The sequence below is a fragment of the Micromonospora sp. NPDC049359 genome, assembly GCF_044466585.1.
In the GTDB taxonomy this organism is placed as follows: domain Bacteria; phylum Actinomycetota; class Actinomycetes; order Mycobacteriales; family Micromonosporaceae; genus Micromonospora.
On sequence record NZ_JBITMW010000011.1, the window covers coordinates 82,895 to 107,850 of the forward strand.

22 protein-coding genes are annotated in these 24,956 nt (G+C 71.3%); 13 read left to right on the top strand and 9 right to left on the bottom strand.

The annotated features are described in order from the left end of the window. Positions 1-126 precede the first annotated feature (126 nt). Positions 127-2,127: a protein meaA gene (locus ACIBTX_RS24060; protein ID WP_357174602.1), complete on the top strand. Its 2,001-nt coding sequence runs from the start codon at positions 127-129 to the stop codon at positions 2,125-2,127. 16 nt (positions 2,128-2,143) lie between these two features. Here the strand turns inward: ACIBTX_RS24060 and ACIBTX_RS24065 are convergent, their stop codons facing one another. Further along, positions 2,144-2,440 (bottom strand): DUF1540 domain-containing protein, encoded by a 297-nt coding sequence (locus ACIBTX_RS24065; RefSeq protein WP_355052875.1) that lies wholly within the window; start codon positions 2,438-2,440, stop codon positions 2,144-2,146. Positions 2,441-3,377: 937 nt separating this feature from the next. Between ACIBTX_RS24065 and ACIBTX_RS24070 the strand changes: the two genes are divergently transcribed. Further along, a complete protein-coding gene (locus ACIBTX_RS24070; RefSeq protein ID WP_357174605.1) occupies positions 3,378-3,938 on the top strand; it encodes a hypothetical protein in 561 nt (186 codons plus the stop codon). A 64-nt stretch (positions 3,939-4,002) separates the two neighbouring features. Here the strand turns inward: ACIBTX_RS24070 and ACIBTX_RS24075 are convergent, their stop codons facing one another. After that, complete coding sequence (locus tag ACIBTX_RS24075; protein WP_357134167.1) at positions 4,003-4,620, bottom strand: DUF4126 domain-containing protein; 618 nt, start codon at positions 4,618-4,620, stop codon at positions 4,003-4,005. A gap of 71 nt (positions 4,621-4,691) precedes the next feature. Between ACIBTX_RS24075 and nucS the strand changes: the two genes are divergently transcribed. Continuing rightward, positions 4,692-5,351: an endonuclease NucS gene (gene nucS, locus ACIBTX_RS24080; protein ID WP_357134169.1), complete on the top strand. Its 660-nt coding sequence runs from the start codon at positions 4,692-4,694 to the stop codon at positions 5,349-5,351. Between the two features lie 6 nt (positions 5,352-5,357). Here the strand turns inward: nucS and ACIBTX_RS24085 are convergent, their stop codons facing one another. Both ACIBTX_RS24085 and ACIBTX_RS24090 read right to left on the bottom strand, forming a co-directional pair. Continuing rightward, positions 5,358-6,017 carry a class I SAM-dependent methyltransferase gene (locus ACIBTX_RS24085; protein WP_357134171.1) on the bottom strand — a complete coding sequence of 220 codons (660 nt, stop codon included), beginning with the start codon at positions 6,015-6,017 and terminating at the stop codon, positions 5,358-5,360. A 79-nt stretch (positions 6,018-6,096) separates the two neighbouring features. Beyond that, the gene (locus ACIBTX_RS24090; RefSeq protein WP_357394049.1) at positions 6,097-7,593 is read right to left on the bottom strand and encodes an aldehyde dehydrogenase family protein; all 1,497 of its coding nucleotides are present in this window, start codon (positions 7,591-7,593) and stop codon (positions 6,097-6,099) included. A 307-nt stretch (positions 7,594-7,900) separates the two neighbouring features. Between ACIBTX_RS24090 and ACIBTX_RS24095 the strand changes: the two genes are divergently transcribed. From ACIBTX_RS24095 to ACIBTX_RS24125, 7 genes are all read left to right on the top strand, one after another. Then, entirely contained in the window at positions 7,901-8,266 is a 366-nt protein-coding gene (locus ACIBTX_RS24095) for an FHA domain-containing protein (RefSeq protein WP_357134175.1), read from the top strand. A gap of 95 nt (positions 8,267-8,361) precedes the next feature. Then, positions 8,362-9,537: an alpha/beta fold hydrolase gene (locus tag ACIBTX_RS24100; RefSeq protein ID WP_396833047.1), complete on the top strand. Its 1,176-nt coding sequence runs from the start codon at positions 8,362-8,364 to the stop codon at positions 9,535-9,537. Between the two features lie 119 nt (positions 9,538-9,656). Beyond that, entirely contained in the window at positions 9,657-11,447 is a 1,791-nt protein-coding gene (locus tag ACIBTX_RS24105) for a 3-hydroxybutyryl-CoA dehydrogenase (RefSeq protein ID WP_357134179.1), read from the top strand. 40 nt (positions 11,448-11,487) lie between these two features. Beyond that, positions 11,488-11,982, top strand: coding sequence for a SigE family RNA polymerase sigma factor (locus ACIBTX_RS24110; RefSeq protein ID WP_357134182.1), 495 nt, complete (start codon positions 11,488-11,490; stop codon positions 11,980-11,982). Continuing rightward, positions 11,979-13,130, top strand: coding sequence for a hypothetical protein (locus tag ACIBTX_RS24115; RefSeq protein ID WP_396833048.1), 1,152 nt, complete (start codon positions 11,979-11,981; stop codon positions 13,128-13,130). The genes ACIBTX_RS24110 and ACIBTX_RS24115 overlap by 4 nt, the downstream gene beginning before the upstream one ends. Positions 13,131-13,146: 16 nt before the next feature. Continuing rightward, positions 13,147-13,470, top strand: a complete 324-nt coding sequence (locus ACIBTX_RS24120; RefSeq protein ID WP_237747203.1) for a hypothetical protein — start codon at positions 13,147-13,149, stop codon at positions 13,468-13,470. Positions 13,471-13,536: 66 nt separating this feature from the next. Next, a complete protein-coding gene (locus tag ACIBTX_RS24125; protein WP_357134187.1) occupies positions 13,537-14,334 on the top strand; it encodes an alpha/beta hydrolase in 798 nt (265 codons plus the stop codon). 95 nt (positions 14,335-14,429) lie between these two features. Here ACIBTX_RS24125 and ACIBTX_RS24130 read toward each other — a convergent pair whose 3' ends face one another. From ACIBTX_RS24130 to mce, 5 genes are all read right to left on the bottom strand, one after another. Continuing rightward, entirely contained in the window at positions 14,430-15,677 is a 1,248-nt protein-coding gene (locus ACIBTX_RS24130) for an AI-2E family transporter (protein WP_396833074.1), read from the bottom strand. A gap of 325 nt (positions 15,678-16,002) precedes the next feature. Then, the gene (locus tag ACIBTX_RS24135) at positions 16,003-18,183 is read right to left on the bottom strand and encodes a hypothetical protein (protein ID WP_396833049.1); all 2,181 of its coding nucleotides are present in this window, start codon (positions 18,181-18,183) and stop codon (positions 16,003-16,005) included. Between the two features lie 177 nt (positions 18,184-18,360). Further along, positions 18,361-19,626 carry a cell division protein DivIVA gene (locus ACIBTX_RS24140; RefSeq protein ID WP_357134193.1) on the bottom strand — a complete coding sequence of 422 codons (1,266 nt, stop codon included), beginning with the start codon at positions 19,624-19,626 and terminating at the stop codon, positions 18,361-18,363. Positions 19,627-19,936: 310 nt separating this feature from the next. Continuing rightward, complete coding sequence (ccrA, locus tag ACIBTX_RS24145; RefSeq protein ID WP_357134257.1) at positions 19,937-21,292, bottom strand: crotonyl-CoA carboxylase/reductase; 1,356 nt, start codon at positions 21,290-21,292, stop codon at positions 19,937-19,939. Positions 21,293-21,600: 308 nt separating this feature from the next. After that, entirely contained in the window at positions 21,601-22,074 is a 474-nt protein-coding gene (gene mce / locus ACIBTX_RS24150) for a methylmalonyl-CoA epimerase (protein ID WP_357134195.1), read from the bottom strand. Positions 22,075-22,137: 63 nt separating this feature from the next. Between mce and ACIBTX_RS24155 the strand changes: the two genes are divergently transcribed. The 3 genes from ACIBTX_RS24155 to ACIBTX_RS24165 all read left to right on the top strand — a co-directional run bounded on the left by ACIBTX_RS24155 (position 22,138) and on the right by ACIBTX_RS24165 (position 24,883). After that, the gene (locus ACIBTX_RS24155; RefSeq protein ID WP_357134198.1) at positions 22,138-23,322 is read left to right on the top strand and encodes an acetyl-CoA C-acetyltransferase; all 1,185 of its coding nucleotides are present in this window, start codon (positions 22,138-22,140) and stop codon (positions 23,320-23,322) included. Then, positions 23,319-24,323 carry a methylmalonyl Co-A mutase-associated GTPase MeaB gene (gene meaB / locus ACIBTX_RS24160; RefSeq protein WP_357134200.1) on the top strand — a complete coding sequence of 335 codons (1,005 nt, stop codon included), beginning with the start codon at positions 23,319-23,321 and terminating at the stop codon, positions 24,321-24,323. The genes ACIBTX_RS24155 and meaB overlap by 4 nt, the downstream gene beginning before the upstream one ends. A 146-nt stretch (positions 24,324-24,469) precedes the next feature. Further along, positions 24,470-24,883 carry an Asp23/Gls24 family envelope stress response protein gene (locus ACIBTX_RS24165; protein WP_357134201.1) on the top strand — a complete coding sequence of 138 codons (414 nt, stop codon included), beginning with the start codon at positions 24,470-24,472 and terminating at the stop codon, positions 24,881-24,883. Positions 24,884-24,956 lie beyond the last annotated feature (73 nt).

The window sequence follows — 24,956 nt, forward strand, 5'->3', positions numbered from 1 at the left end:
CACCGGTCGACGCCCGGGGTGTGGCGGTGCCGGCCACGGCGGGCGCTTCGCACCCGGCCGTCCTCGACATGGACCTGTGTGGTTTTCCACAACGTCTTCTACTGAACGGTAACTTAGACTCCGGCCATGGATGAGACGCCGACCCGGCTGCCCGAGCGGGACCGCCCGTGGGTCATGCGCACGTACGCCGGCCACTCGTCGGCCGCCGCGACCAACGCGCTCTTCCGCCGCAACCTCGCCAAGGGGCAGACCGGCCTGTCGGTCGCCTTCGACCTGCCCACCCAGACCGGCTACGACCCCGACCACGAGCTGGCCGCCGGTGAGGTGGGCCGGGTCGGCGTGCCGGTGGCCCACCTCGGCGACATGCGGGCGCTCTTCGACGGCATCCCGCTCGCCGGGACGAACACCTCGATGACCATCAACGCGCCGGCGATGTGGCTGCTCGCCCTCTACGCGGCCGTGGCCGCCGAGCAGGGGTCGAGCGCCGACCTGCTCGCCGGCACCACCCAGAACGACATCATCAAGGAGTACCTGTCCCGGGGGACGTACATCTTCCCGCCGGCGGCCTCGCTGCGGCTGACGGCGGACGTCATCGCGCACACCCTGACGACGATGCCGAGGTGGAACCCGGTCAACATCTGCTCGTACCACCTTCAGGAAGCTGGCGCGACACCCGTGCAGGAGGTCGGCTTCGCGCTGGCCACCGCCGTCGCCGTCCTCGACGCGGTCCGCGACTCCGGTCAGGTGCCCGCCGAGCGGATGGGTGACGTGGTGCAGCGGGTCTCGTTCTTCGTCAACGCCGGGGTGCGTTTCGTCGAGGAGATCGCCAAGATGCGCGCGTTCGGCGTGCTGTGGGACGGGATCACCCGGGAGCGGTACGGCGTCACCGAGGCCCGGCAGCGGCGGTTCCGCTACGGCGTACAGGTCAACTCGCTCGGCCTCACCGAGGCACAGCCGGAGAACAACATCCAGCGCATCGTGCTGGAGATGCTCGGCGTGACGATGTCCCGCGACGCCCGAGCCCGTGCCGTGCAACTGCCGGCCTGGAACGAGGCGCTCGGCCTGCCCCGGCCCTGGGACCAGCAGTGGTCGCTCCGGATGCAGCAGGTTCTGGCGTACGAGTCGGACCTGCTCGAATACCCCGACCTCTTCGCCGGTTCGCACGTGATGACCGCACTCGTCGACGAGATCGTCAGCGGGGCGCGCGTGGAGCTGGACGCCGTGTTGGAGATGGGCGGTGTGGTGGCCGCCGTGGAGACGGGCTATCTCAAGAGCGCGCTGGTCGCCTCGCTGGCCGAACGCCGTCGCCGGATGGAGTCCGGACTCGACGTGGTGGTCGGCGTCAACCGCTTCGCCGAGACCGAACCATCCCCGTTGACGGCGGCGGGCGCCGAGGCCGTCGAACAGGTCGATCCCATGGTCGAGGCGGTCGCCGTCGCCTCCGTACGCGAGTGGCGTGCCGGGCGGGACGGCGCGGCGGTCGACGCGGCACTGGCCCGGCTCCGCGCGGACGCCGCGACCACCGCCAACCTGATGCCGGCGACCCTGGAGTGTGTACGGGTCGGGGTGACCACCGGGGAGTGGGCCGGCGCGCTGCGCGACGTCTTCGGTGAGTACCGGGCGCCGACCGGCCTGTCCGGCGCCACCGGCAGCGGCGGCGACGCGGGTCTCGCGGCGGTCCGCGAGCGGGTGGCCGCCACCGCCCGCGAGCTGGGCAGCGGACGGCTGCGGTTGCTGGTCGGCAAGCCCGGCCTGGATGGGCACTCGAACGGCGCCGAGCAAATCGCGGTACGCGCCCGCGACGCCGGCTTCGAGGTCGTCTACCAGGGCATCCGGCTGACCGCCGGCCAGATCGTCGCCGCCGCCGTCGAGGAGGACGTCGACCTGGTCGGGCTGTCCGTGCTGTCCGGCTCACACCTGGCGGCCGTGCCCGCGGTGCTCGACGGGCTGCGGGCCGCCGGCCGGGCGGACCTGCCCGTGGTGGTGGGCGGCATCATCCCCGTCGGTGACGCCGACACCCTGCTCGCCGCCGGGGTGGCCCGGGTCTTCACCCCGAAGGACTTCGCCCTCACCGGGATCATCGACGACCTGGTGACGGTCATCCGGCGGGCCAACGACCTGCCCTGACCCGGTCCCGTCGGAGTCAGCGACCGGCGTACGTCATGCAGTCGGCCAGGTCGTTGTCCGGCCCCACCTTGATCGACGAGGCGTGGCACTCCAACTGCTCGTTGTGTCGGCAGTCGGAACGCTGGCAGGCGCCCACCTGCGCGGTGAGGCCGTCCACCCCGCCCCGCACGGGCGACTCGACGAAGGTGTGGCAGTGCGCGTGGTCCATGCTGCCGATGGTGATGGCGAAGGCGTGGCAGTCACCGCCCTGGTTGTACGCGCATGCCGCGACGACGCATTCCTGGACTCGGGGCATCTCCATTGCAGTGGTCATGCCAACCTCCTCTAGGCTCCTGCCCCGATATTAGGCATTTGCCAGCCTGCGCTCACCCGATATGCCCGTCTGGCCACCCCGGCGCGTGATCGGCGATGCCCGGCGTGATCGGCGATGCGGGCGTGATCGGCGAGGTCGGTGTGATCGGCGATGCGGGCGTGATCGGCGAGGTAGTGTGATCGGCGATGCGGGCGTGATCGGCGAGGTCGGTGTGATCGGCGATGCGGGCGTGATCGGCGAGGTCGGTGTGATCGGCGATGCTGGCATGATCGACACGAGATCACCGATACCGCGGTGTCAACCGGCCCCGGATACCCCGACTTCGGCGATGTCGAGTCGATCATCGCTCGGATGCGCCCCCGCCGGTCCCCGCCGGCCCCGCCGCCCCCGCTGGCCGCGGCGATCGCTGGCCGCGCCGATCGCGCTGGCCCCTGCGCCCCCGCCGGCCGCGCTGCCGGCCGGGGTTATCTCCCGTTTTGGACTCTGCGCGAGGTGGCCTCGTGCGCAAGACCCGGATCATCGCCCCCCGGGAATGACCCCGGGCCGCAGGTCGTTGGACCCGGACTCGGCGCGACGGGCCCCGCCCGTTCGCGGGCCTGCCGGTCTGCGGGAATGGCCCCGGGCCGCAGGTCGTTACACCCGGTCCCGGCACGGCGAGCCCCGCTCCCCGCGGATCGTCAGCCCCCGGGAATGACCCCGGACCGCAGGTCGTTACACCCGGTCCCGGCACGACGAGCCCCGCTCACCGCGGATCGTCAGCCCCCGGGAATGGCCCCGCCCCCCGGGTCGTTACACACGGACCGGCCGCCACGAGCCCCCCCCCGCTCGCAGGCCGCCCCCAGACTTTGAGCGCCCGGACGAGGTGCTGACACCCCCGTCACCGATCCCCCGCACTGGTGACAGGTGGATGTTTCCTACCCCCGAAGGAGCAACCCACATGAACACGATCTTCCGCAAGAGCATGCTGTCCATCGCCGGTCTCGCGTTCGCCGGTGGCGTCTTCGCCGGCCCCATCGCCGCCCACGCCAACCCGGTCGACGCCAAGCCCGCCGCCGCAGCGGTGCAGACCACCGCACCCAAGCCGCAGGGCGACCAGTCGCACATCGACCTCAACGGCGAGCAGACCGCCAACGCCAAGGCCATCATCGCCGCCACCAAGAAGGCCGGCCTGCCCGAACGGGCCGCGGTCATCTCGATCGCGACGAGCCTGCAGGAGTCGAAGCTGGAGAACCTGGGTCACCTCGGCGACATGAACGACCACGACTCGCTGGGTCTGTTCCAGCAGCGCCCCTCCTCCGGTTGGGGCACCCCGGAGCAGATCACCAACCCCGAGTACTCCACCACCGCGTTCCTCAAGGGCCTCAAGCAGGTCGATGGCTGGCAGGACATGCCCCTGACCGACGCCGCCCAGACCGTCCAGGTCTCGGCGTACCCGGACGCGTACGCGCAGTGGGAGCAGCAGGCCACCGACCTGGTCGCCCACAACTGGAACAGCTAAGACACACAGATGGCCGGCACCCCGACAACGGGTGCCGGCCATCGCCGTACCTTCGGATTGCCGGTCAGACGCGGAAGCCAGCGGCGCGGGCCGCCTGACGTTCTCGGCGGCGTTCGGAGCGTCGACGCAGGAACCAGTAGACGAAGCCGACCAACCCCACCAGGAAGGCGAGTACGAGCACCGGCAGGATGACCGCGACCAGGGACATGACCACGCTCGTCGCGTCCTCGGCGGTGCTGGCCACCGGGGCGCCAAACCCGGCGGTGGTCGCGTTGATCACCGGGCGTGCGGCGGACTTGAGCAGGTGTACACCGAAGGCGAGGAGTACGCCGGTGGCGACCGGCACCCACTGGTGGCTGGAGAAGAAGCTCCCCGGGTCGCTGACGGTCACGGTCTCCGACGACGAGCCGGCCCCGAAGGCGAGGCCACCGGCGGTGGGCCGGACGACGGTCTGCACCACGTCGTTGACGTGGTCGACGACCGGCACCTTGTCCGCCACCATCTCGACGGCGAGCAGGACGGCAAGGATGACGATGACCCAGCCGTTGCCGAGCCACGTCCAGCCGCTGGGCAGGTCGATCAGGTTGGTGTAGCGGCCGAGCAGGCCGAGGACGAGCAGGGGTATGTAGGCGTTCAGCCCTGCCGAGGCGGCGAGGCCGGTGCCGGTGAGAACTTCGAACACGGTCTCAGCATCGCACCGACGCGCCAGTGCCGCTCGGTGGCGGTGGCGGACTGCTCGGCTACCCTCGTCGGGTGCGGTTGGTCATTGCGAAGTGCTCGGTGGACTACGTCGGACGGCTCTCGGCTCACCTGCCGCCGGCGACTCGGCTGTTGATGGTGAAGGCGGACGGGTCGGTGTCGATTCACGCCGACGACCGTGCGTACAAGCCGCTGAACTGGATGAGCCCGCCGTGCCGGCTGGAGGAGGCCCCCGGCGTGTGGCGGGTGGTCAACAAGGCCGGCGAGGAGTTGCGGATCACCCTGGAGGAGGTCTTCCAGGACACCTCGTACGAGCTGGGTGTCGATCCCGGCCTGCGCAAGGACGGGGTGGAGGCACACCTGCAGGAGTTGCTGGCGGCCAACCCGACCGTGCTGGGCGAGGGGTTCACGTTGGTGCGCCGCGAGTACATGACGGCGATCGGCCCGGTGGACCTGCTCTGCCGGGACGCGAACTCCGGCGCCGTGGCCGTCGAGATCAAGCGGCGTGGCGAGATCGACGGCGTGGAGCAGTTGACCCGCTACCTCGAACTCATGAACCGTGACCCGCTGCTCAGCCCGGTCACCGGCGTGTTCGCCGCGCAGGAGATCAAGCCGCAGGCCCGGGTGCTCGCCGCCGACCGGGGCATCCGGTGCGTCGTCGTCAACTACGACCGGCTGCGGGGCATCGAGAAGGACGAGCTGACCCTCTTCTGACCCGGCTCACCGCCCGGTCCGTACGGCGATCAACGACTTCGGCAGGCCGAAGACCCGCTCGACGAGCATTGTCGAGTCGGGAAAGTAGTGGCGCATCTGCGAACGGTCCAGCAGTTCGGTCCAGAGCACCTGGTGGATGGCGGCTTCGTGGCTGCGGGTCGGTTTGTGGCCGAGGGGCCAACGGCGAGCGAGCGCCGTGCGCATCCGGATCGGTAGGAACTGCATGCCGGGCGCGATCCAGTGCGGCTCGATGGGAAAGTAGCGGTAGGGCGTCTGCACCCAGTGCCGATCGGCCAGCGAACGGGCCGCGGCGGCGAACCGAAGTCGGCGCTCGTGCCCACCGACGTGTTCCAGCACGGAGTTGGAGAAGACCAGGTCGTAGGCGCCCTTGGTGACACGGGGTGGCAGGTCGCAGGCGTCGGCCTGCTCGACGTGGGCCCACTCGGGTACGGCTGCGGGCGGCTGTTCCAGGTTGACCACGGTGACGCGGGCCGGCCGGACGGTGGCGCGGTGCCAGGTGCCGAGCCGGCCGCCGAGGTCGACGACGTGCATGTCGCCGATGTCGGGGAAGGTGCGCGCCAGCCACTCCGAACGACGACGCCGCTGCCGAGCGCTCCACGACTGGTCACTGTCGACAAGGCTGTGTCGCAATCGATTGTGGCCCATTTAACGCAATGTACCGCCGTGCCTACGACGTATAAACATGTGGATACGCCGATCACGGCGCAGATCGGCTATCCGACACTCACCTGCCGTACATCACCTTGATGGCTTTGACGAGACGTGCCACGTCGGTCGGGGTGCGGTCGAACGTCATCGACGGCAGCAGTGAGCGCGCTCGACGCCGGGTGATGGCCTTGGCGCGGGCGAACTCGCGGAGGCCGTCCTCGCCGTGGATCCGCCCGAAGCCGGAGTCGCCGACGCCGCCGAACGGCAGCGTGGACATCCCGGCGAAGGTCAGCGCGGAGTTGACCGAGGTCATCCCCGAGCGCAGGCGTCGCGCGATGCTCACGGCACGCTGCCGGCCGAAGACCGAACCCCCCAGGCCGTACGACACGGCGTTGGCGCGGGCGACGGCCTCGTCGGCGTCGCGGACCCGGCTGATGGTCACCGTCGGACCGAAGGTCTCCTCGCGGACGGCGGCCGACTCCTCCGGTACGTCCACCAGCACGGTCGGATGCACGTACGGTGGCTGCACCGCGTCCGGGCCGCCGACCAGGGCGCGACCGCCGGAGCTGACCGCGGCCTCGATGTGGCGGCGGATCACGTCGATCTGGCCGGGCATGGTGATCGGGCCGATGTCCGCGCCGTCGGGGCCGACGGTCAGCCGGCCGGCGCGGGCGACGACCTTGTCGACGAAGGCGTCGAAGACCGTGTCGACGGCGTAGACGCGCTCGATGCCGATGCAGGTCTGGCCGGCGTTGGTCATGGCGCCCCAGACGCACGCCTCGGCGGCGGCGTCCAGGTCGGCGTCGCTGTCGACGATCATGGCGTCCTTGCCGCCGCCCTCGATCAGCACCGGCGTCAGCGTCTCGGCGCAGGCGGACATCACCTTGCGGGCGGTCGCGGTCGAGCCGGTGAAGGCCACCTTGTCGACCCCGGAACGGCACAGCGCGGCGCCGACGTCGCCGAGCCCGTGTACGGCGGTGAACACCGGCTGCTCGGGGACCACCTCCGCGAACGTGTCCACCAGCCACTGGCCGACGACGGGCGTGTACTCGCTGGGCTTGAGCACGACGGCGTTGCCGGCGGCCAGGGCGTACGCGGCGGAGCCGAGCGGGGTGAGGACCGGATAGTTCCACGGCCCGATCACACCCACCACGCCGTGCGGTTGGTATTCCAGGTGCGCGGAGAACTCGGCGAGGACGAGCCGGGACCGTACCCGGCGTGGGCCGAGCACCCGGCGCGCGTTGCGGGCGGCCCAGTCGACGTGTTCGATCGCGCTGGCGATCTCGACGATGGCGTCGGCGGCCGGTTTGCCGCCCTCGACGTGCATCAACTCGGCGAGCTGCTCGACCCGCTTGGCGAGCAGCGCCCGCCAGCGCAGCATCCGCTGGCGACGGCCGGCGAAGCCCAGACCGGCCCACCACTCGGCGGCGGAACGCGCGCGCTCGACGGCCTGCCGTACGTCCGCGTCGCTGGCGACGGGGAGGCGGCCGGCCTCGACGCCGGTGGCCGGACTGGTGGAGACCAGCTGGTGCGCCTCGATGAGGGGGGTGCCGGGGACATGCACAGCCGTCATGGCGGAAGTCTAGACCCGAAGATTACTCACCGGTAGGCCGCGATCTCGGGGTGCTGGGGCGGGAGTCGCGTCCACCCACCCGCTCGTTGATCAGTGCAGGTCAGGACCCGGTTGCCGAAGGGTGGCCATCCGAATCGTCGAACAGCGGGTGACCGGGAGGTGACGAGGAGCTGACCGGCCGGTCGGTATTGACGATTACCGTCTGATGGCAGGCTGACGCGCGGAGTAACGGTGTGGGGTGGAGGGCTGACTGTCCATGGAGGAACATCCGGAACTGATGCCGTTGTTGACGGTCGCAGGTGGGCCGATGCGCGGAGCAAGCTTTCGCCTGCGGGGTGAGCCGCAGGTGATCGGTCGGGCGCCGACCGGCGACGTGGTCATCAGCGACCCGCATCTGAGTCGCCGGCACGCCGAGGTGTGGCTGGCTCCCGAGGGCGCGTCGCTGCGCGACCTGGGCTCGACCAACGGCACCTGGCTCAACGACCGCCGGATCACCGAGGTGGAGCGCCTCAGCGACGGCGACGTGATCCGGCTCGGCCGCACCGAGCTGCGCCTGTTCGATCCGGGGGTCGCCCACACGGATCCGGTTGGGCTCAGCTTCGGGGTGTCCCGACGCGATATCCGACCGACGCTGCCACTGCCGCTGGCTTCGCCACCGGGCGCCCGCCGCTGACCCCCGCCGAGGCGGCCACTGGCCGTCGGCCACACTCCGGCGGTGCCACCGGGTGGCTGTCCGACACCTGGACCCCCGTGGACCGACGTGGCAGCATGCCGCGGATGGAGACCGAGCAGCGGGTCGTGACGGCGAACGGTATACGCCAGGCGGTACGGGTGGCCGGTCCGCCGGACGGAACTCCGTTGCTGCTGGTCCACGGCAACTGCTCCTCATCGCTGTTCTGGGAGCCGTTGATCCGACGGCTGCCACCGACGCTGCGGGTCGTCGCTCCCGACCTGCGCGGGTTCGGCGACTCGGCGACCGCCCCGGTGGACGCCACCCGCGGCCTGCGGGACTTCGCCGACGACGTCGCCGCCCTGCTGGACGACCCGACGCTCTTCCCCGACGTCGACGGCAGCGGCGCTGACAGCCGCGGCGCTGACGGCAGCGGCGTCGACGGCAGCGGCGTCGACGGCAGCGGCGTCGACGGCAGCGGCGCTGACACCGGCGGTGGGGTCCGGCCGGTCGTGGTCGGGCACTCCCTCGGTGGGGGAGTTGCCATGCGGCTGCTGGTCGACCATCCGCACCGGGTGGGGGCGCTACTGCTGGCCGCGCCGGTGTCGCCGTACGGCTTCGGTGGCACGCGCGACCTGAGCGGTACGCCGACCACGCCCGACTTCGCCGGTACCGGTGCTGGCACCGCCAACCGGGACTTCGTGGCCCGGCTCGCCGCGGGCGATCGGGGCACCGAGGGCCCGGCCAGTCCGCGTGAGGTGCTGCGGGCGACCTACGTGGCCGATTCGGCCTCGCTCGGCGTCGACGAGGAGCTGCTGCTCGACAGCGTGCTGTCCACGGCGATCGGCGAGGACAACTACCCGGGCACGTCGGCGGAGTCGGAGAACTGGCCCGGCACCGTGCCCGGGAAGCGGGGCGTGCTGAACGCGCTCGCGCCGACCTGGTTCCGGGTCGCCGACGAGCTGGTGGCCGTCGCCGAGAAGCCTCCGGTCACCTGGGTACGCGGCGACGCCGACGTGATCGTCTCGGACACGTCGCTGTTGGACCTGGCGTACCTCGGTTCGCTGGGTGTCGTGGCCGGATGGCCGGGGGCGGAGGCCTGCCCGCCGCAACCGATGGTCGGCCAGACCCGGGCGGTGCTGGAGCGGTACGCGGCGGCCGGCGGCGCGTACCGCGAGGTGGTGTTGCCCGGCTGCGGGCACAGCCCGCACCTGGAGCGCCCGGGGGAGTTCGTGGCGGAGCTGCTGGCGCTGACCGACGGGCAGGCCGGGTAGGGCCGCGTCGTGGGTGAAATATCCCACGGCGTCTCGACAACCCTGCGGCACGTGGCAGACTCGCGCGCATACCTTAGCGGCCGTTCAGTGGCCGTGCGGAGTGTCTGGGGAGGCCGGTCGTGGCGCGGGAGTTCAGCACCGTCGGTGTCGTGGGGCTGGGCACCATGGGTGCCGGCATCGTCGAGGTCTTCGCCCGCAACGGCATCGACGTCCTCGCGGTCGAGATCGCCGAGCCGGCGCTGGAGCGCGGTCGGGCCACCCTGAAGGGCTCCACCGACCGGGCGGTCGCCAAGGGCAAGCTCGCCGAGGCGGACCGCGACGCCCTACACGAGCGGGTGCGCTTCGCGGTCGGACTGGACGCGCTGCACTCGGTGGACCTGGTCATCGAGGCGGTGCCCGAGCACCTGGACCTCAAGCAGCGGATCTTCGCTGAGTTGGACCGGGTCTGCAAGCCGGAGGCCATCCTCGCCACCAACACCTCGTCGCTGAGCGTCACCGAGATCTCGGTGGCCACCAGCCGGCCCAACCAGGTGATCGGCATCCACTTCTTCAACCCCGCCCCGGTGATGAAGCTGGTCGAGGTGGTCCGCACGGTCGTCACCGCCCCCGAGGTCGTGGCCGACGTCGAGGCGCTGTGCGCCCGGCTCGGCAAGGTCGACGTCACCATCAACGACCGGGCCGGCTTTATCGCCAACGCGCTGCTCTTCGGCTACCTCAACCACGCGGTCGGGATGTTCGAGTCGCACTACGCGACCCGGGAGGACATCGACGCCGCGATGAAGCTCGGCTGCGGGCTGCCGATGGGCCCACTGGCGCTGATGGACCTGATCGGCCTGGACACCGCGTACGAAATCCTGGACACCATGTACCGGCGGGGCGGCCGGGACCGCCGACACGCCCCGGTGCCGCTGCTCAAGCAGATGGTCACGGCGGGGCTGCTGGGCCGCAAGTCCGGACGGGGTTTCTACACCTACGAGCGGCCCGGTTCGCCGAAGGTCGTACCCGATGAAACGACGCCGCCGGCGGCGGACGCCGCGCTCGCCGACGGCGCGCGCGCCATCACCAAGGTGGGCGTCGTGGGTTCCGGGACGATGGCCACCGGGATCGTCGAGGTGTTCGCCAGGGCCGGGTACGAGGTCGTCTCGGTGACCCGGGGCGCGGAGAAGTCCGCGTCGGTCTGCGAGGCCGTGAAGACGTCGCTGAACAAGGGCGTGGTCCGGGGCAAGCTCGCCGAGGCCGACCGGGACGCGGCGCTGGGCCGCATCACCTGGACGGCGACCCTCGACCATCTTGCCGACGTCGACCTGGTCGTCGAGGCGGTCGTCGAGGAGTTGAGCGTCAAGAAGGCGCTCTTCGCCAGCCTCGACGAGATCTGCAAGCCGGGCGTGGTGCTGGCCACCACCACCTCGTCCCTGCCCGTGATCGACGTGGCGATGGCCACCCAGCGCCCGGCCGACGTGGTGGGCCTGCACTTCTTCAACCCGGCGCCGGTCATGCCGCTGGTCGAGGTGGTCCGGACCATCCGTACCTCACCGGAGACCACCGCGACCGCGCGGGCCGTCTGCGCGGCGCTCGGCAAGACCGGCGTGGTCTGCGGCGACCGGTCCGGCTTCATCGTCAACGCGCTGCTCTTCCCGTACCTGAACGACGCGGTCAAGATGCTGGAGGCCAGCTACTCCACGGCCGACGACATCGACCACGCCATGAAGCTGGGCTGCGGCTACCCGATGGGCCCGTTCGAGCTGCTCGACGTGGTGGGGTTGGACGTCTCGCTGGCGATCCAGCGGGAGCTGTACCTGGAGCTGCGCGAGCCGGGCTTCGCGCCCGCGCCGTTGCTGGAGCACCTGGTCACCGCCGGCTACCTGGGTCGCAAGACCCGTCGCGGCTTCCGCGACCACTCGCACCGCTGACCGCGTCAACGCCGGGCACCGGCGACGGCGTCTGAGTGATGTGACCTTCGAGGAGTACGTCAGCAGTCGCGGGCCAGCGCTCGTCCGGCTGGCTCGACTGCTGACCGGTGACGAGCACCGGGCCGACGACCTTACCCAGGAGGTGCTGTCCCGGGCGTACGTGCACTGGCGGAGGATCTCCCGTGCTGACCGCCCGGACGTCTACGTGCGCCGGATGATGGTCAACGCCAACACCTCCTGGTGGCGTCGCCGATCCAGCCACGAGATGGCCACGGCGGAGTTCGCCGACCGGCCGGGGCGCGGCGACTTCAGCAGCGACTCGGCCGACCGGGACGAGATGTGGAGACTGATCCTCGGTCTGCCGGACCGGCAGCGTGCGGTGCTCGTGCTGCGGTACTACGAGGACCTCGACGACCTCACCATCGCCCAGATCCTCGGCTGTTCACCGGTCACCGTCCGCACTCATGCGATGCGGGCGCTCAGTCAGCTGCGGGAGCGCCACGGCGTTTCCACGACGAACGGGAGCCGGCCGTGACCGACCTCGACGAGTGGATCGCACGGGCACTGCGGGAGCACGCCGACGGGCACGTGGACACCGATCGCCTGATGACGGCGGCGGTGAACGGGGGACGGGCCCGTCGACGGCGGCGACGTGCCGTCATCGGGGCCGCGCTTGGCGTCGCGGTGGTACTCGGGACCGGCGTGGCACTGCGCATGCCCTCGGCCGCACCGCCACAGCCGACCGTCACGCCCAGTCCCGTCGTGGTCACGCCACCGCTGGCGCCGGGGGTCCCCGGGGCAGCGACGCGTCCTGACCTGGTTGGCACGGACCCGGGGCTGCTGCACTTCGGCATCGACCCGACGGTCGCGAAGCCGGTTGCCTGGCGCTCGGCGGGCCAGGCCGAGAGCATGCGACTGGACCTGGGGGGTGGCGTGCAGGCCATGGCGATCGTGGCCGCCGACCCGCAGTCGGCCGAGATCGGCGACCCGAGCCAGCTTCATGACATCGGCCCCGACCGGACGGGCGACTCCACCAGTGACACGGATCCTGACCGGACCGGCCGGTCCGACCCCGGTTCAAGGTACAACGGGGTGATACGTCGGCTGGACCAGCCCGCGCGGGGTTGGGTCCTGCGCTGGCAGCCCGCCCCGGGCCTGTACGCCCGGGTCTCGGCACTCGGGGACACCGACGCCGAGATCCGCCGGACGGCGGCGGCGCTTCGGTTCGACGAGGCCCGTCGCTGTGTCGCGCCCATCCGGTTGACCGCTCTGCCGCAGGGCGCCCGGATCAGCGAGTGCGACGTGTCGGTACGGCGGCTGGCCTGGCCACGCACTGCGAACGTGACCGGAACCACAACTCCTACGCAGATGCCGGGAGGCGTTTCGGACCAGACCGAGGTGGCGTTGATCGTCAAGCTCGACGGCAAGGCCACCCTGCCCGTACGGCTGTACTACTCACCCCGTCCGCCCTCCGGCGACCGAGGGAAAGCCAACCGCGAGATCGCCGGCAGGCCGGTGTTCGACATGGGCGACTTCTGGCACGTCCTCGGCATCCCCAACACGCTGCTGTCGATGGGGTACGAGAACCGCTGGGAGCGGTCCCCCACGGACGCGGAGGTCAGCACGGTGATCGGTGGGCTCCGGGTGGCCGACGACCTTGGCGAGCCGGCCAGCTGGGAGTGACCGTAACCTTGGGTGCGTGAGCCCCCGTCGCAATCGCCCTCGCCGGGACGAGAACGCCAACCTGGACGCCGACCGGGCTCGCCAGGGTGTCGCCTCGGTGCAGCAGTGGACCGACGGCGCCTGGCAGGTACGCGGGATCGGGGCGGGCGCGTCGGTCAAGACGTACCGCTGCCCCGGTTGTGACCAGGAGATCCGCCCCGGGGTGGCGCACCTGGTGGCCTGGCCGGCCGACGGCCTGGGTGACCTGACCGACCGTCGGCACTGGCACAGCGGCTGCTGGCGTGCCCGGGAACGGCGCGGGCCGGCGGTGCAGCGCGGCCGGGGCACGCCGCGCTACTGAGCGATCTGGATCACCCTGTTCGTGCCTCGGTGGGCGGCGGCGGCGACTTCGCGACAGACTTGGGCGGTGAGCACAGCGATCCGCGCGTCGTCGATCCTGCCCGGCCGCCGGGAGGACATCGAGCTACACACCGCCGACGGGCTGCGGCTGGTCGGCGAGCTGGCTCTGCCGGCCGACCGGCCCCCGGTGGGCACCCTGGTCTGCCTGCATCCGCTGCCCACGCACGGCGGGATGATGGACAGCCACGTGTTCCGCAAGGCGGCCTGGCGGCTGCCGGCGCTGGCCGACCTGGCCGTGCTGCGGTTCAACACCCGGGGCACCAGCAGCGTGCGCGGCACCAGCGAGGGCGCCTTCGACGGCGCGGTGGGCGAGCGGTACGACGTGGCCGCCGCTATCGAGTACGCGGAGTTCGCCGAACTGCCCAACATCTGGCTGGTCGGGTGGTCGTTCGGCACCGACCTGGCCCTCAAGTACGGCTGCGACCCGGCCGTGGCCGGAGCGATCCTGCTCTCCCCGCCGCTGCGCTTCTCGACGCCGGACGACCTGGCGACCTGGAGCACGTCCGGTCGGCCGCTGGTGGCGCTGGTGCCCGAGTTCGACGACTACCTGCGTCCGGTCGAGGCGCGGGAGCGGTTCGCGGCGGTGCCGCAGGCCGAGGTGGTCGGGGTGCCCGGTGCGAAGCACCTCTGGGTGGGCGACGCGGAGACGGTGCTCGACGAGATCGTCAAGCGGGTCAACCCCGGGGTCGACGTGCCCCTGCCGACGACCTGGGACGGGCCGATGGAGACCGGCGACGTCAGCGCGTACGCCGACCGGACGGTGGCCGCCTTCGCCGACACGCCCGTACCCCGCCCGGCCGACTGATTCCGCGCAGTTCCGCTTTCGGGCGGCGTCGGTCCCGCTTCGGGCGGCGTCAGTTGCGTTCCGCGTCGGGCGGCGACAGTTGCGTTCCGGCGGCGTCAGTTGCGCTCCTGGCGGGGGAGCACCACCTCACGCAGGATCAGTTGCAGCGCGGCCACCGTGGGGATGGCGATCAGCGCGCCCACCACGCCCAGCAGCGCCACGCCGAGCAGTGCCGCCAGCAGGGCGGCGACCTCGTTGACCTCGACCGAGCGCCGCATCACCTTCGGGTAGATCAGGTAGTTCTCGATCTGCTGGTAGATGAGGAAGAACACCGCGCAGGCGATGCCGGTGGGTAGGTCGGCGGCGAAGCCGACCAGGCTCACGATCACCGCGCCCAGGGTCGCGCCGATCTGCGGGATCAGATCGGTGACGGCGACGACCACGGCCAGCGCGAACGGGTACGGCAGGCCGACGATCAGCGCGAAGACGAACGTGGTCGCGCCGGCCAGGACCGCGATGCTCAACGCGCCGACCATGTACGCGCCCACCTTGGCCAGGATCTCGTCACCGATCAACTCCGCCCGTTCGCGGCGGGACCGGGGCACCAGCGCGTAGCCCAGGGAACGCAGCCGGTTGAAGTAGGCCAGGAAGTAGATGGTCAGCACGAGCACGGTCAGCGTCCGGAACACCGTGCCGAAGATCAGTTGGGCGCCACCGAGGACCCCGCCGAGGGCCCGGCCGATGGTGTCGGCGTTGGCCGCGCCCTGCACCCGCTCCACCACGTCGTACCGCTCCACCAGGTCGTTGACCGTGGGATTGCGACGCAACTCGTCGAGCAGGCTCGGAATCTGGTCGATGAACTGCCCGGACTGCGTCACGATCGGCGGGACCAGCGCCACGATGCCGCCGCAGAGCAGCAGCACCACGGTCAGCGCCACCACCGCCACCGCCAGGCCGTGGGGCACACCCCAGGTGCGCAGGCGCACCACCGCCGGGTTGAGGCCCACCGCCAGGAAGAGCGCGATCACCACCAGCACCAGAATGCCGCCGGCATTCCGGATCCCCAGATAGAGGGTGTACGCCAGCAGCACGCCCAGCGCGCCGGTGAAGCCGATCAGGAAACTGCTGCGCCGTAGCGGACGCCCCGGCGTGCCGAACTTCCCCGACGGGACCGCTGGAGGCTCGTCCGGGTCGAATCCCGGGGCTGGCACCGGGACCGGTGGTGGCGTCTCCGCCGGTGGCGTCTCCGCCGGTGGCGTCTCCGCCGGTGGCGTCTCCGCCGGTGGCGTCTCCGCCGGTGGCGTCTCCGCCGGTGGCGTCTCCGCCGGCGGTGGCGGTTTCGCGGACGGGGGACCAGGGGGCATGGCCGGGTCGTCGCCGGACGGGCTCTCGGCCGGCGGGCGGTATGCGCTCAGGTCCGGATCCTCGGCCGACGGATCGTGCTGCGGCACCAGGACCTCCCGGTCGGGCGGTGGGAACGGGCGACGGCAGTGGCGGTGCGGTGGTCACTGTCGACCACAACACCGTCAATGGTGCTCCACTCGTGTCGTCGGCCGCTCAGCGACCCACCCTCTTTCCGGTGAACGGCAATGGTCCACTCCAGATCCCTGATGTCGGGGTGTCTTGGGCAGCGGGACAGCCCGACATCAGCGATGTCGAGTCGATCACGAATCTGTCGGAGGCGTCCCGTCAGTCCTTCTCGATGGTGACCTTGCTGGGCTTGGCGCTGCGCTCGTCGGTGGTCGGCTTGGTGGGCCGCTTGCCGTTCTCACCCGTACTGGTGATCTTGGTTGGTTTGGCGCCCCGGCCACCCTCGCCCGGAACGGCGGCCACCGTCGGCTCGCCGTCCACCCCGGCGCTGGCCGTGCCGCCGTCGACAGTCGTCATCGGCTCGGCCACCGGTCGAGTGCCGGCCTGCCCGGCCTCATCGGCGCTGGCGTTCGCCGGCTGCCGGACGTCGGCGGGCGCGGCCTTGAGGCCACCCGCCGCATCGCTACCGCCAGCACCGTCACCCGCCGCTCCGCTACCGGCCGTACCGTCACCGGCAGTGGCGTCGTCACTGTCGCCCGGGCCGCTGCCCCCGCTGGCCGACACGGTCGCGGCCTCGGCCGGCACGGCGGAAGCGTCGCCGTCGCCCGGACCGGTCCCGCTGCCCGCCGTCACGGTCGCGGCACTGCCGTTGGCCGCCACGGTCGCGGCACTGGCCGGCGCGTCGGGGCGGTCGCCGGTCGCCGGCGACGTCGGACCGTCGACCGGGCCGGTGATGGTGCGCAGCCGCAGCTCGGCCATCTGGCGCTCGATCTCGTCGGACTCCTGCCGGGCCTTCCAGGTCTCCTGCCGCAGGTCGGCGAGCTGCTGCTGGGCCTGCGCGATCTCCAACATCACCTGAGCGAGCTGCTGCCGACCCGCCGCCGCCTCCTGCTGCGTCGCCGCCAGGTGCTGCTGCGTGGTCGCGAGATGCTGCTGGGTGGTGGCCGCGTACTCCTCGAACTGGCGGCGTGAGGCCGCGACGTGCTCGTCGGCCTTGCGCCGCTTGTCGCCTGCCTCGGTCTCGGCGCGGCTCAGCATCTCGGCGGCCTCGGTTTCGGCGCGCTGGCGCAGGGTCGCCGCGTCCGCCTCGGCCGCCTGCCGGATGGCGTCCGCGCCCTGCTCGATCTCGTTCTTGCGGCTGGTGTACTCGGTCTCCAGCTCGTCGCGGCGCGCGGTCCAGCCCGACTCCAACTCCTGCTGGCGGGACTCGTGCTGCTTGTCCAGCTCGTCGCGGCGCTTGGCGAACTCCTGCTCGGCGGTGGACCGGCGCTGGGCCAGCTCCCGATCGGCCGCCTCGCGCCGCGAGTTGACCTCCTGCTCCACGCCCGCCCGCCAGGCGCCGAGTTCCTGCTGCGTCTGCGCCCGGGACTGCTGCACGTACGCCTCGGTCTCGCCGCGCATGCGCTGCACGTACGCCTCGGTCTCGGCCCGGCTGCGCTTGGACGCCTCGGACGCCTGCGTGGTGAGCCGCTCCGCCTCCTGCTGGGCCTTGGCCCGGGTGGCCCGGCCGGCCATCGACGCGTCGTCGATGATCTGCTTGGCCTCCTGCTGGGCCTTGGCGTGGGTCGCCCGGCCCGCCTCGGTCGCGGTGTCGGTGAGCCGCTTGGCCTCCTGCTGGGCCTTGACGTGCACTTCCTTGGCCGCCTCGCGCAGCTCCGCCGCCTCCTGGCGGGCGGTGGCCAGCGCCTCGCGGGCCTCCTCGCGCAGCTTGGTGGCCTCCTGCTGGGCCCGGGTGTGAATCTCCTTGGCGGCGTCCCGCAGCTGGGTGGCCTCCTGCTGGGCCTTGGCCAGCTCGTCCTGCGCTGCCTTGCGCAGCTTTGCCGACTCGTCCTTGGCCGAGCGCAGGGTCGCGTCCGCCTCCGCGCGGCGGGAGGCGCTGTGCCGCTCCTCCTCCTGGCGTCGGGCGGCGAGAGCGATCTCGAAGTCCTTCAAGGCCCGGGCGGCCTGCTCGCGGGCTTCCTCGATGATGTGCTCGGCGGCGGCCCGACGGGCGTCGATCTCCTCGTTGGCCGCGGACAGGATCTGCTCGGCCTGCTCCTCGGCGAGGGTGAGGATCGACTCGACCCGGGGACCCAGATGCCGGAAGGAAGCCCGGTCGACCACGTTCATCTGCTTGCGGACCTGGGTCAGATCCCGCTGCAGCACCTCGACCTGGCCGGCGAGCTTGTGGATCTGTGTATAGGCCTGTTCCCGTTCGGCGGCGAGGGTCGCGATCTCGTGCTCGGCACGTGCGACGTACCGGTCAACCTGTTTCTTCTCGTACCCCCGGAGAGCGGACTCGAAGCTGGGCTCCGTGGTCACGTCCCCGCCGAGAGCGAACAGTTCCTCGCCGTGCGACATGCCCCCATCCTCACACGCATCGCCCGCGGCTGGGGCGATACGGACGCCGCTTGTGGGACCTACTTCACTCCGTGGCGAGGGCACCACACCAAGGGTTGGGAAACGCACACGGCGCGAGGTCACACCGGTTACCCGGTGTCACCTCGCGCCGTCGATGCCCCAACCTGACGCCTCGCGTCAGCCGGCGGTCTCCGCGGTGACCCGCTCCTGAGCGCCGTCGGTCTTCTTCGTCTCGGGCTTCGCCGCCGCGGCGGGCGGCGACGAGGGAACGCCGGGCACGATGCCGGCGAGCCCGGAGAGCATCTGCCCGAGCTGCGAGGTGACCGCGTCCTTCTGCCGGGTGAGGTCCTCGACCTCGCGGCGGGCGGCCTGCGTGGTCAGCTCGGCCTCGGTGCGGGCCTCGGTGAGTAGACGCTGCGACTCGGCCTTGGCCTCGTTGAGCATCTTGTCGGACTGGGCCTTGGCCTTGTCGACCGTCTCGGCGGCGTTGCGCTCCGACTCGACGCGACGGGCCTCGGCGCGCTGCTCGATCTCCTTGGCGCGCTCCTGGGCGGCGCGGGCGCGCTGCTCGGCCTCGCTGACCATCTTCTGGGTCTGCGCCACCTGGGCGGCGTGCCGCTCGGACTCCTCGCGCTCGGCCTTCTCGCGCCGCTCGGCGAGTTGCAGCTCCAGGGCCTGGAGGTCCTTGTCGCGCTTGTCCCGCGCGTCGGTCAGCAGCTTGGTGGCCTCGGCGCGCTTCTCCTCGGCCTCGCGGGCGGCCTTGGCCCGCTGCTGGGTGATCTCCCGCTCGGCGGTGGCGCGCAGGGTGGCCACCTCCCGCTCCACGGTCGACTTCAGCTCGGCCACCTCGTGTGCCGTGACCGTCCGGAGCTGCTTGGTCTCGCGGTCAGCGTCGGCGCGCAGCGTGTCGGCCTCGCGGCGGGCCTGCACCCGGACCTCGGCGGCCTCCCGCTCGGCGGCGGTACGCAGGTTGCCCGCCTCGCGTTCCGCAGTGGCCTTCATCGCGGCGGCCTCGGCGCGGGCCTTGTCCGTGATCTCCCGCGCCTCGAGGCGGGCGGCGGAGAGGATGCCCTCCGACTCGCGCTTGGCCTCGTTGCGGTGGTCGTTGGCCTGCTCCTCGGCGAGCCGGAGGATCTGCTCGACGCGGGTGCCGAGCCCGGAGAGGGTGGGCCGGCTGTTCTCTTCGAGCTGCTTGTTGGTGTCGGTGAGCTTCTGCTCCAGCGCACTCATGCGCTGCTCGGCCTGGCGGAGGCGACGCTGGGCGTCGTTCATCCGCTGCTCGGCCTCGGCACGGGCCTGCTCGGACTGGGTCAGCGCGGCGGTCATCCGGCCGATGAAGTCATCGACCTGGTGAGTGTTGTATCCGCGCAGGCCAACGGTGAAATCTGGCTGCGAGTTCGCGTTATCGAAGAACGCGAGAGGGGAGGACTGCTGCTGGGGCATTGGGACATACTGGCAGACGCCCCAGGGTGCTTCGCAAGAGCGGTACGCAGCTTTCGTCTCCTCTTTACATGGTCAACTGCCCTGGCCCCCGGGGCCGGACCAATCGGCGATCTTGGCAGGTCCCGGGCCGGGCGGAGGCCACGCAGCGTGACGCGAAAAAGGGCCACGGGGTGTCTCCCGTGACCCTTTGTTCGACCCGCATGGGTTCGGGCTAATGGGGGTGGAAGAACAATGGCCGATCACCGCATTGGCCATCGGGTGCTCATCCGTCCGGCCGGTGTCCCGCTCAGTGCCCCCGGAAGTGTCCCGCTCAGTGCCCCCGGAACCGGTTGATCGCCGCTTCGTGCCGGGCCCGCAGCTCCCCGTCCCGGACACCCAGCCCGTCCGACGGCGCGAGGCAGCGCACGCCGACCTTGCCCTGGTGCGCGTTGCGGTGCACCTCGTACGCGGCCTGACCGGTCTGTTCGAGGGAGTAGGTGCGGGACACCGTCGGGTGCACCTTGCCGAGCGCGACCAGCCGGTTGGCCTGCCACGCCTCGTGGTAGTTGGCGAAGTGGCTGCCCACGATCCGCTTGAGATGCATCCAGAGGTAGCGGTTGTCGTACTGGTGCTGGAAGCCGCTCGTGGACGCGCAGGTGACGATGGTGCCGCCGCGCCGGGCCACGTAGACGCTCGCGCCGAACGTCTCCCGGCCGGGGTGCTCAAAGACGATGTCCGGGTCCTCTCCACCGGTGAGTTCGCGGATCCGCTCACCGAACCGCCGCCACTCGTCCGGGTCCTGGGTCTGGTCGTCCCTCCAGAACCGGAAGTCCTCGGCGGCCCGGTCGATGACCAGCTCCGCGCCCATGCTGCGGCACAGCTCGGCCTTCTCGGGCGAGGAGACGACGCAGACCGGGATCGCGCCGCCGTTGAGGGCCATCTGGGTGGCGTACCCGCCGAGGCCACCGGACGCGCCCCAGATCAGCACCACGTCGCCCTGCTTCATGTTGGCGCCGTGGTGGGAGACCAACTGCCGGTACGCGGTCGAGTTGACCAGCCCCGGGCTGGCGGCCTCCTCCCAGCTGAGGTGGCGCGGCTTGGGCATGAGCTGGTTGGCCTTGACCACGGCGAGCTCGGCCAGCCCGCCGAAGTTGGTCTCGAAGCCCCAGATCCGCTGCTGCGGGTCGAGCATCGTGTCGTCGTGCCCGGCGGCGTCCTCCAGTTCGACCGAGAGGCAGTGCGCGACGACCTCGTCACCGGCCACCCACCGGGTCACCCCGGGACCGGTACGCAGCACCACGCCGGCCGCGTCCGAACCGACCACGTGGTACGGCAGGTCGTGCCGACGGGTCAGCTCGGAGACCCGGCCGTAGCGCTCGAGGAACCGGAAAGTGGATACGGGTTCGAAGATGCTGGTCCACACCGTGTTGTAGTTGATCGCGCTGGCCATCACGGCGATCAGCGCCTCGCCCGGTCCGAGTTCCGGCGTCGGCACCTCCTGCACGTGCAGCGCCTTGCGGGGGTCCTTGTCCCGGGTGGACATGCCGTCGAACATCCGGGACTCCTCGGCGCGGACGACCACGCCCCGGTAACTCTCCGGTACGGGAAGTCCGGCGACGCCGGCCAGTTCCCGGTCCGGGTCGTTCGATTCCTCCGCCGCCATGATCGCTTCGAGGATGTCCTGCACGGTGACCTCCGGTTCGTCCCACACCCGCGCGGGCCCGGGTGCTGCCATCGTCGGCGCCGGTGGGACGCGACCGCCATGTCGGCATTCGACACATCCGGCACCGGCCGCGCTCCTGTGGGGCGGGACGTTACTGAACGGTAGCTAAAGCCGGAAGTCCTCTGTGAAAAACTGCATCCGCCGATGCGTGAAGCTGCCCGACCAGGGCGAGAACCGCGCACGGACGTGCGTGTGAGCGCGCCCTCGCCAGGCGTTAGGAAGGGCCCCCTGCTATACGCGAGGCGTTAACAAAGGGCCCTTCCTTCAAGCCGTCAATGCGTGGCGGCGGGTTGGACCAGTTCGATCAGGACGCCGCCGGCGTCCTTGGGGTGGACGAAGTTGATCCGGCTGTCCGCGGTGCCGCGTCGCGGCTCGTCGTAGAGCAGCCGCATCCCCCGCTCACGCAGCGCCGCGCAGGCCACGTCGATGTCCGCCACGGTGTACGCGACCTGCTGCACGCCCGGCCCGTTGCGATCCAGGAACTTCGCGATCGTCGACTCCGCGGTGAGCGGGGCGAGCAACTGCACGCAGCCGCCCTCGGCGGTCGGCCCGACGGCCAGCATCGCTTCCCGTACGCCCTGTTCGGCGTTGGTCTCGACGTGTACGCAGCGCATCCCGAAGGTCCGCTGGTAGAAGTCGATCGCGGCGTCCAGGTCGGCGACGGCGATGCCGACGTGGTCGATCTTGCGAAGTCCGATGTCTGTGACGTAGTCCGCACCGGGCTCGACGGGGGAGTTCTCTGTCATGGCGCTAGTCTGGCCGAACCATCGTTCAGGCGTACAGCTCGGCACCCCCCCTCGGAGGCAGGCATGGCTTCGGTGATCGTCAGCGGCGCGCGGACCCCCATGGGCCGGCTGCTGGGCAACCTCAAGGATCTCCCGGCCACCAAGCTCGGCGGGATCGCCATCAAGGCGGCCCTGGAGCGGGCGGGTGTCAGCCCCGACCAGGTCCAGTACGTGATCATGGGTCAGGTTCTCCAGGCCGGTGCCGGTCAGATCCCGGCCCGGCAGGCGGCGGTCGAGGCCGGCGTGCCGATGTCGGTGCCGGCGTTGACCATCAACAAGGTCTGCCTGTCCGGCCTGGACGCGATCGCCCTCGCCGACCAGCTCATCCGGGCCGGCGAGTTCGACATCGTGGTGGCCGGCGGGATGGAGTCGATGACCAACGCGCCGCACCTGCTGATGGGTCAGCGCACCGGCTACAAGTACGGCGACGTGGTGGTCAAGGACCACATGGCGCACGACGGGCTCAGCGACGCCTGGGACTGCTGTTCGATGGGCGAGTCGACCGAGCGGCTCGGCGCGCGGCACGGCATCACCCGCGAGGAGCAGGACGCGTTCGCCGCGACCAGCCACCAGCGGGCCGCCGCCGCGCAGAAGAACGGCCACTTCGCCGAGGAGATCACCCCGGTGCTGATCCCGCAGCGCAAGGGTGACCCGTTGGTGATCAGCGACGACGAGGGCATCCGGCCGGACACCACCGCGGAGTCGCTGGCCAAGCTGCGGCCCGCCTTCGCCAAGGACGGCACCATCACCGCCGGCAGTTCCTCGCCGATCTCCGACGGCGCCGCCGCGGTGGTCGTGATGAGCAAGGCCAAGGCCACCGAGCTGGGCCTGACCTGGCTGGCGGAGGTCGGCGCGCACGGCAACGTGGCCGGCCCGGACAACTCCCTGCACTCGCAGCCGTCCAACGCGATCAACCACGCCCTCAAGAAGGGCGGCCTGAGCGTCGAGGACCTGGACCTCATCGAGATCAACGAGGCCTTCGCTCAGGTCGGCATCCAGTCCACGCGTGACCTCGGCATCAGCCCCGACAAGGTCAACGTCAACGGCGGCGCGATCGCCCTGGGCCACCCGATCGGCATGTCCGGCGCGCGTCTCGTACTCACTCTCGCCCTGGAGCTGAAGCGTCGCGGCGGTGGCACCGGCGCGGCGGCGCTGTGTGGCGGCGGTGGCCAGGGTGACGCGCTGATCATCCACGTTCCGGCACAGTGAGCGAGACGACCGGGCACGCTCCGGCGGCGGGAGCCACGTCGGTGCGCCGTAGCCGGGACGTACCGCTGCTGGTCGAGCGGGCCCGCGCCGGTGACCCCCGGGCGGTGGCCCGCCTGATCACCCTCGTGGAGAACGGCGACGCGCTGCTGCCGGCGATCGCCGCCGCGCTGGCGCCGTACGCCGGTCAAGCCCAGGTGGTCGGGCTGACCGGCTCGCCCGGGGTGGGCAAGTCGACCACCACCAACGAGCTGGTCCGCGCGCTGCGGGCGCGGGGCCATCGGGTCGGCGTGTTGGCGGTCGATCCGTCCAGCCCGTTCACCGGCGGGGCGATCCTCGGCGACCGGGTGCGGATGCAGGACCACGCCACCGACCCGGGTGTCTACATCCGGTCGATGTCCAGTCGGGGGCATCTCGGCGGGCTGGCGGCGGCGACGCCGCAGGCGGTCCGGGTGCTGGAGGGCGCCGGCTGCGACGTGGTGCTGGTGGAGACCGTCGGCGTCGGGCAGGCCGAGGTGGAGGTGGCCTCGCTGGCCGACACCACGCTGGTGCTGCTCGCCCCGGGCATGGGCGACGCGATCCAGGCCGTCAAGGCCGGCATCCTGGAGATCGCCGACGTGTTCGTGGTCAACAAGGCCGACCGGGACGGCGTCGACGCCACGGTCCGCGACATCCAGGGCATGATCGCGCTCGGCGAGCGCGGGCCGGGGCAGTGGCGGCCGCAGGTGGTCCGCTCGGTCGCGGCCCGGGGCGAGGGCATCGACGACATCGCCGCCGCCCTCGACAAGCACCGCGGTTGGCTGGTCGAGCACGGCGAGCTGCGTCGCCGGCAGGAGGCGCGGGCCGCCGCCGAGATCGAGGCCATCGCGCTCGGCGCCCTCCGCGCCAGGATCGGCTCACTGCGCGACGGTACGGAGTTGAGCACGCTCGCCGCCTCCGTCGCTGCCGGTGACCTCGACCCGTACGCGGCTGCGGACGAGCTGCTCGCCCAACTCGCGAACTGACCCGGCGTCAACGGCCGCGCGATGCGCGCGCCTGGACGCGAAGCGCCCTCCGGTTTTAGTAGGCTCGCGGCCGGCAGCGACCTGCCACGCGGCGGACCGACGATCAGGTCGGTCCACAGTGCACCGGGACCAGGGGAGACGTGAGCATGACGGACGCGGTGGAGAACGCCGGCACGACGCAGCCGACGACGGGCGCGGCCCGGGGTGTGACGTCGGTGTCCGACGAGGTGGTGGAGAAGATCGCCGGTGCGGCCGCTCGCGCGGTTCCCGGTGTCGCCGACCTCGGCGGTGACGTGGCCCGGTTCTTCAACAGCGTGCTCGACAAGGTCGGCCTGGACGAGGTGGGCGACGCCCGCCGGGGCGTCTCGGCCGACGTGAAGGGCACCTCGGCCGTCGTCAACGTGGTTCTGGTGATCGACGCCGGTTCCGTCGTGGCCGACGTGACCGAGGCGGTGCGGGCCGCGGTCATCGAGGCGGTGGAGAAGTACGGCCTGTCGGTCACGCAGGTCAACGTCACGGTGGACGACATCGAGCTGAACCAGCCGGGCGCCGCCGGTTGATCGTGGCTCGTCTGGTTACCCGCCGGTATGGCCTGACTTAGCGATCGTTCAGGCAAGGGCTCTACACTCGGTG

Coding starts and splice junctions, on each gene's coding strand:
- ACIBTX_RS24060 (WP_357174602.1), top strand. CDS start 127: ATGGATGAGACGCCGACCCGGCTGCCCGAGCGGGACCGCCCGTGGGTC.
- ACIBTX_RS24065 (WP_355052875.1), bottom strand. CDS start 2,440: ATGACCACTGCAATGGAGATGCCCCGAGTCCAGGAATGCGTCGTCGCG.
- ACIBTX_RS24070 (WP_357174605.1), top strand. CDS start 3,378: ATGAACACGATCTTCCGCAAGAGCATGCTGTCCATCGCCGGTCTCGCG.
- ACIBTX_RS24085 (WP_357134171.1), bottom strand. CDS start 6,017: ATGGGCCACAATCGATTGCGACACAGCCTTGTCGACAGTGACCAGTCG.
- ACIBTX_RS24090 (WP_357394049.1), bottom strand. CDS start 7,593: ATGACGGCTGTGCATGTCCCCGGCACCCCCCTCATCGAGGCGCACCAG.
- ACIBTX_RS24095 (WP_357134175.1), top strand. CDS start 7,901: ATGCGCGGAGCAAGCTTTCGCCTGCGGGGTGAGCCGCAGGTGATCGGT.
- ACIBTX_RS24100 (WP_396833047.1), top strand. CDS start 8,362: ATGCCGCGGATGGAGACCGAGCAGCGGGTCGTGACGGCGAACGGTATA.
- ACIBTX_RS24130 (WP_396833074.1), bottom strand. CDS start 15,677: ATGCCCCCTGGTCCCCCGTCCGCGAAACCGCCACCGCCGGCGGAGACG.
- ACIBTX_RS24135 (WP_396833049.1), bottom strand. CDS start 18,183: ATGTCGCACGGCGAGGAACTGTTCGCTCTCGGCGGGGACGTGACCACG.
- ACIBTX_RS24140 (WP_357134193.1), bottom strand. CDS start 19,626: ATGCCCCAGCAGCAGTCCTCCCCTCTCGCGTTCTTCGATAACGCGAAC.
- mce (WP_357134195.1), bottom strand. CDS start 22,074: ATGACAGAGAACTCCCCCGTCGAGCCCGGTGCGGACTACGTCACAGAC.
- ACIBTX_RS24155 (WP_357134198.1), top strand. CDS start 22,138: ATGGCTTCGGTGATCGTCAGCGGCGCGCGGACCCCCATGGGCCGGCTG.
- ACIBTX_RS24165 (WP_357134201.1), top strand. CDS start 24,470: ATGACGGACGCGGTGGAGAACGCCGGCACGACGCAGCCGACGACGGGC.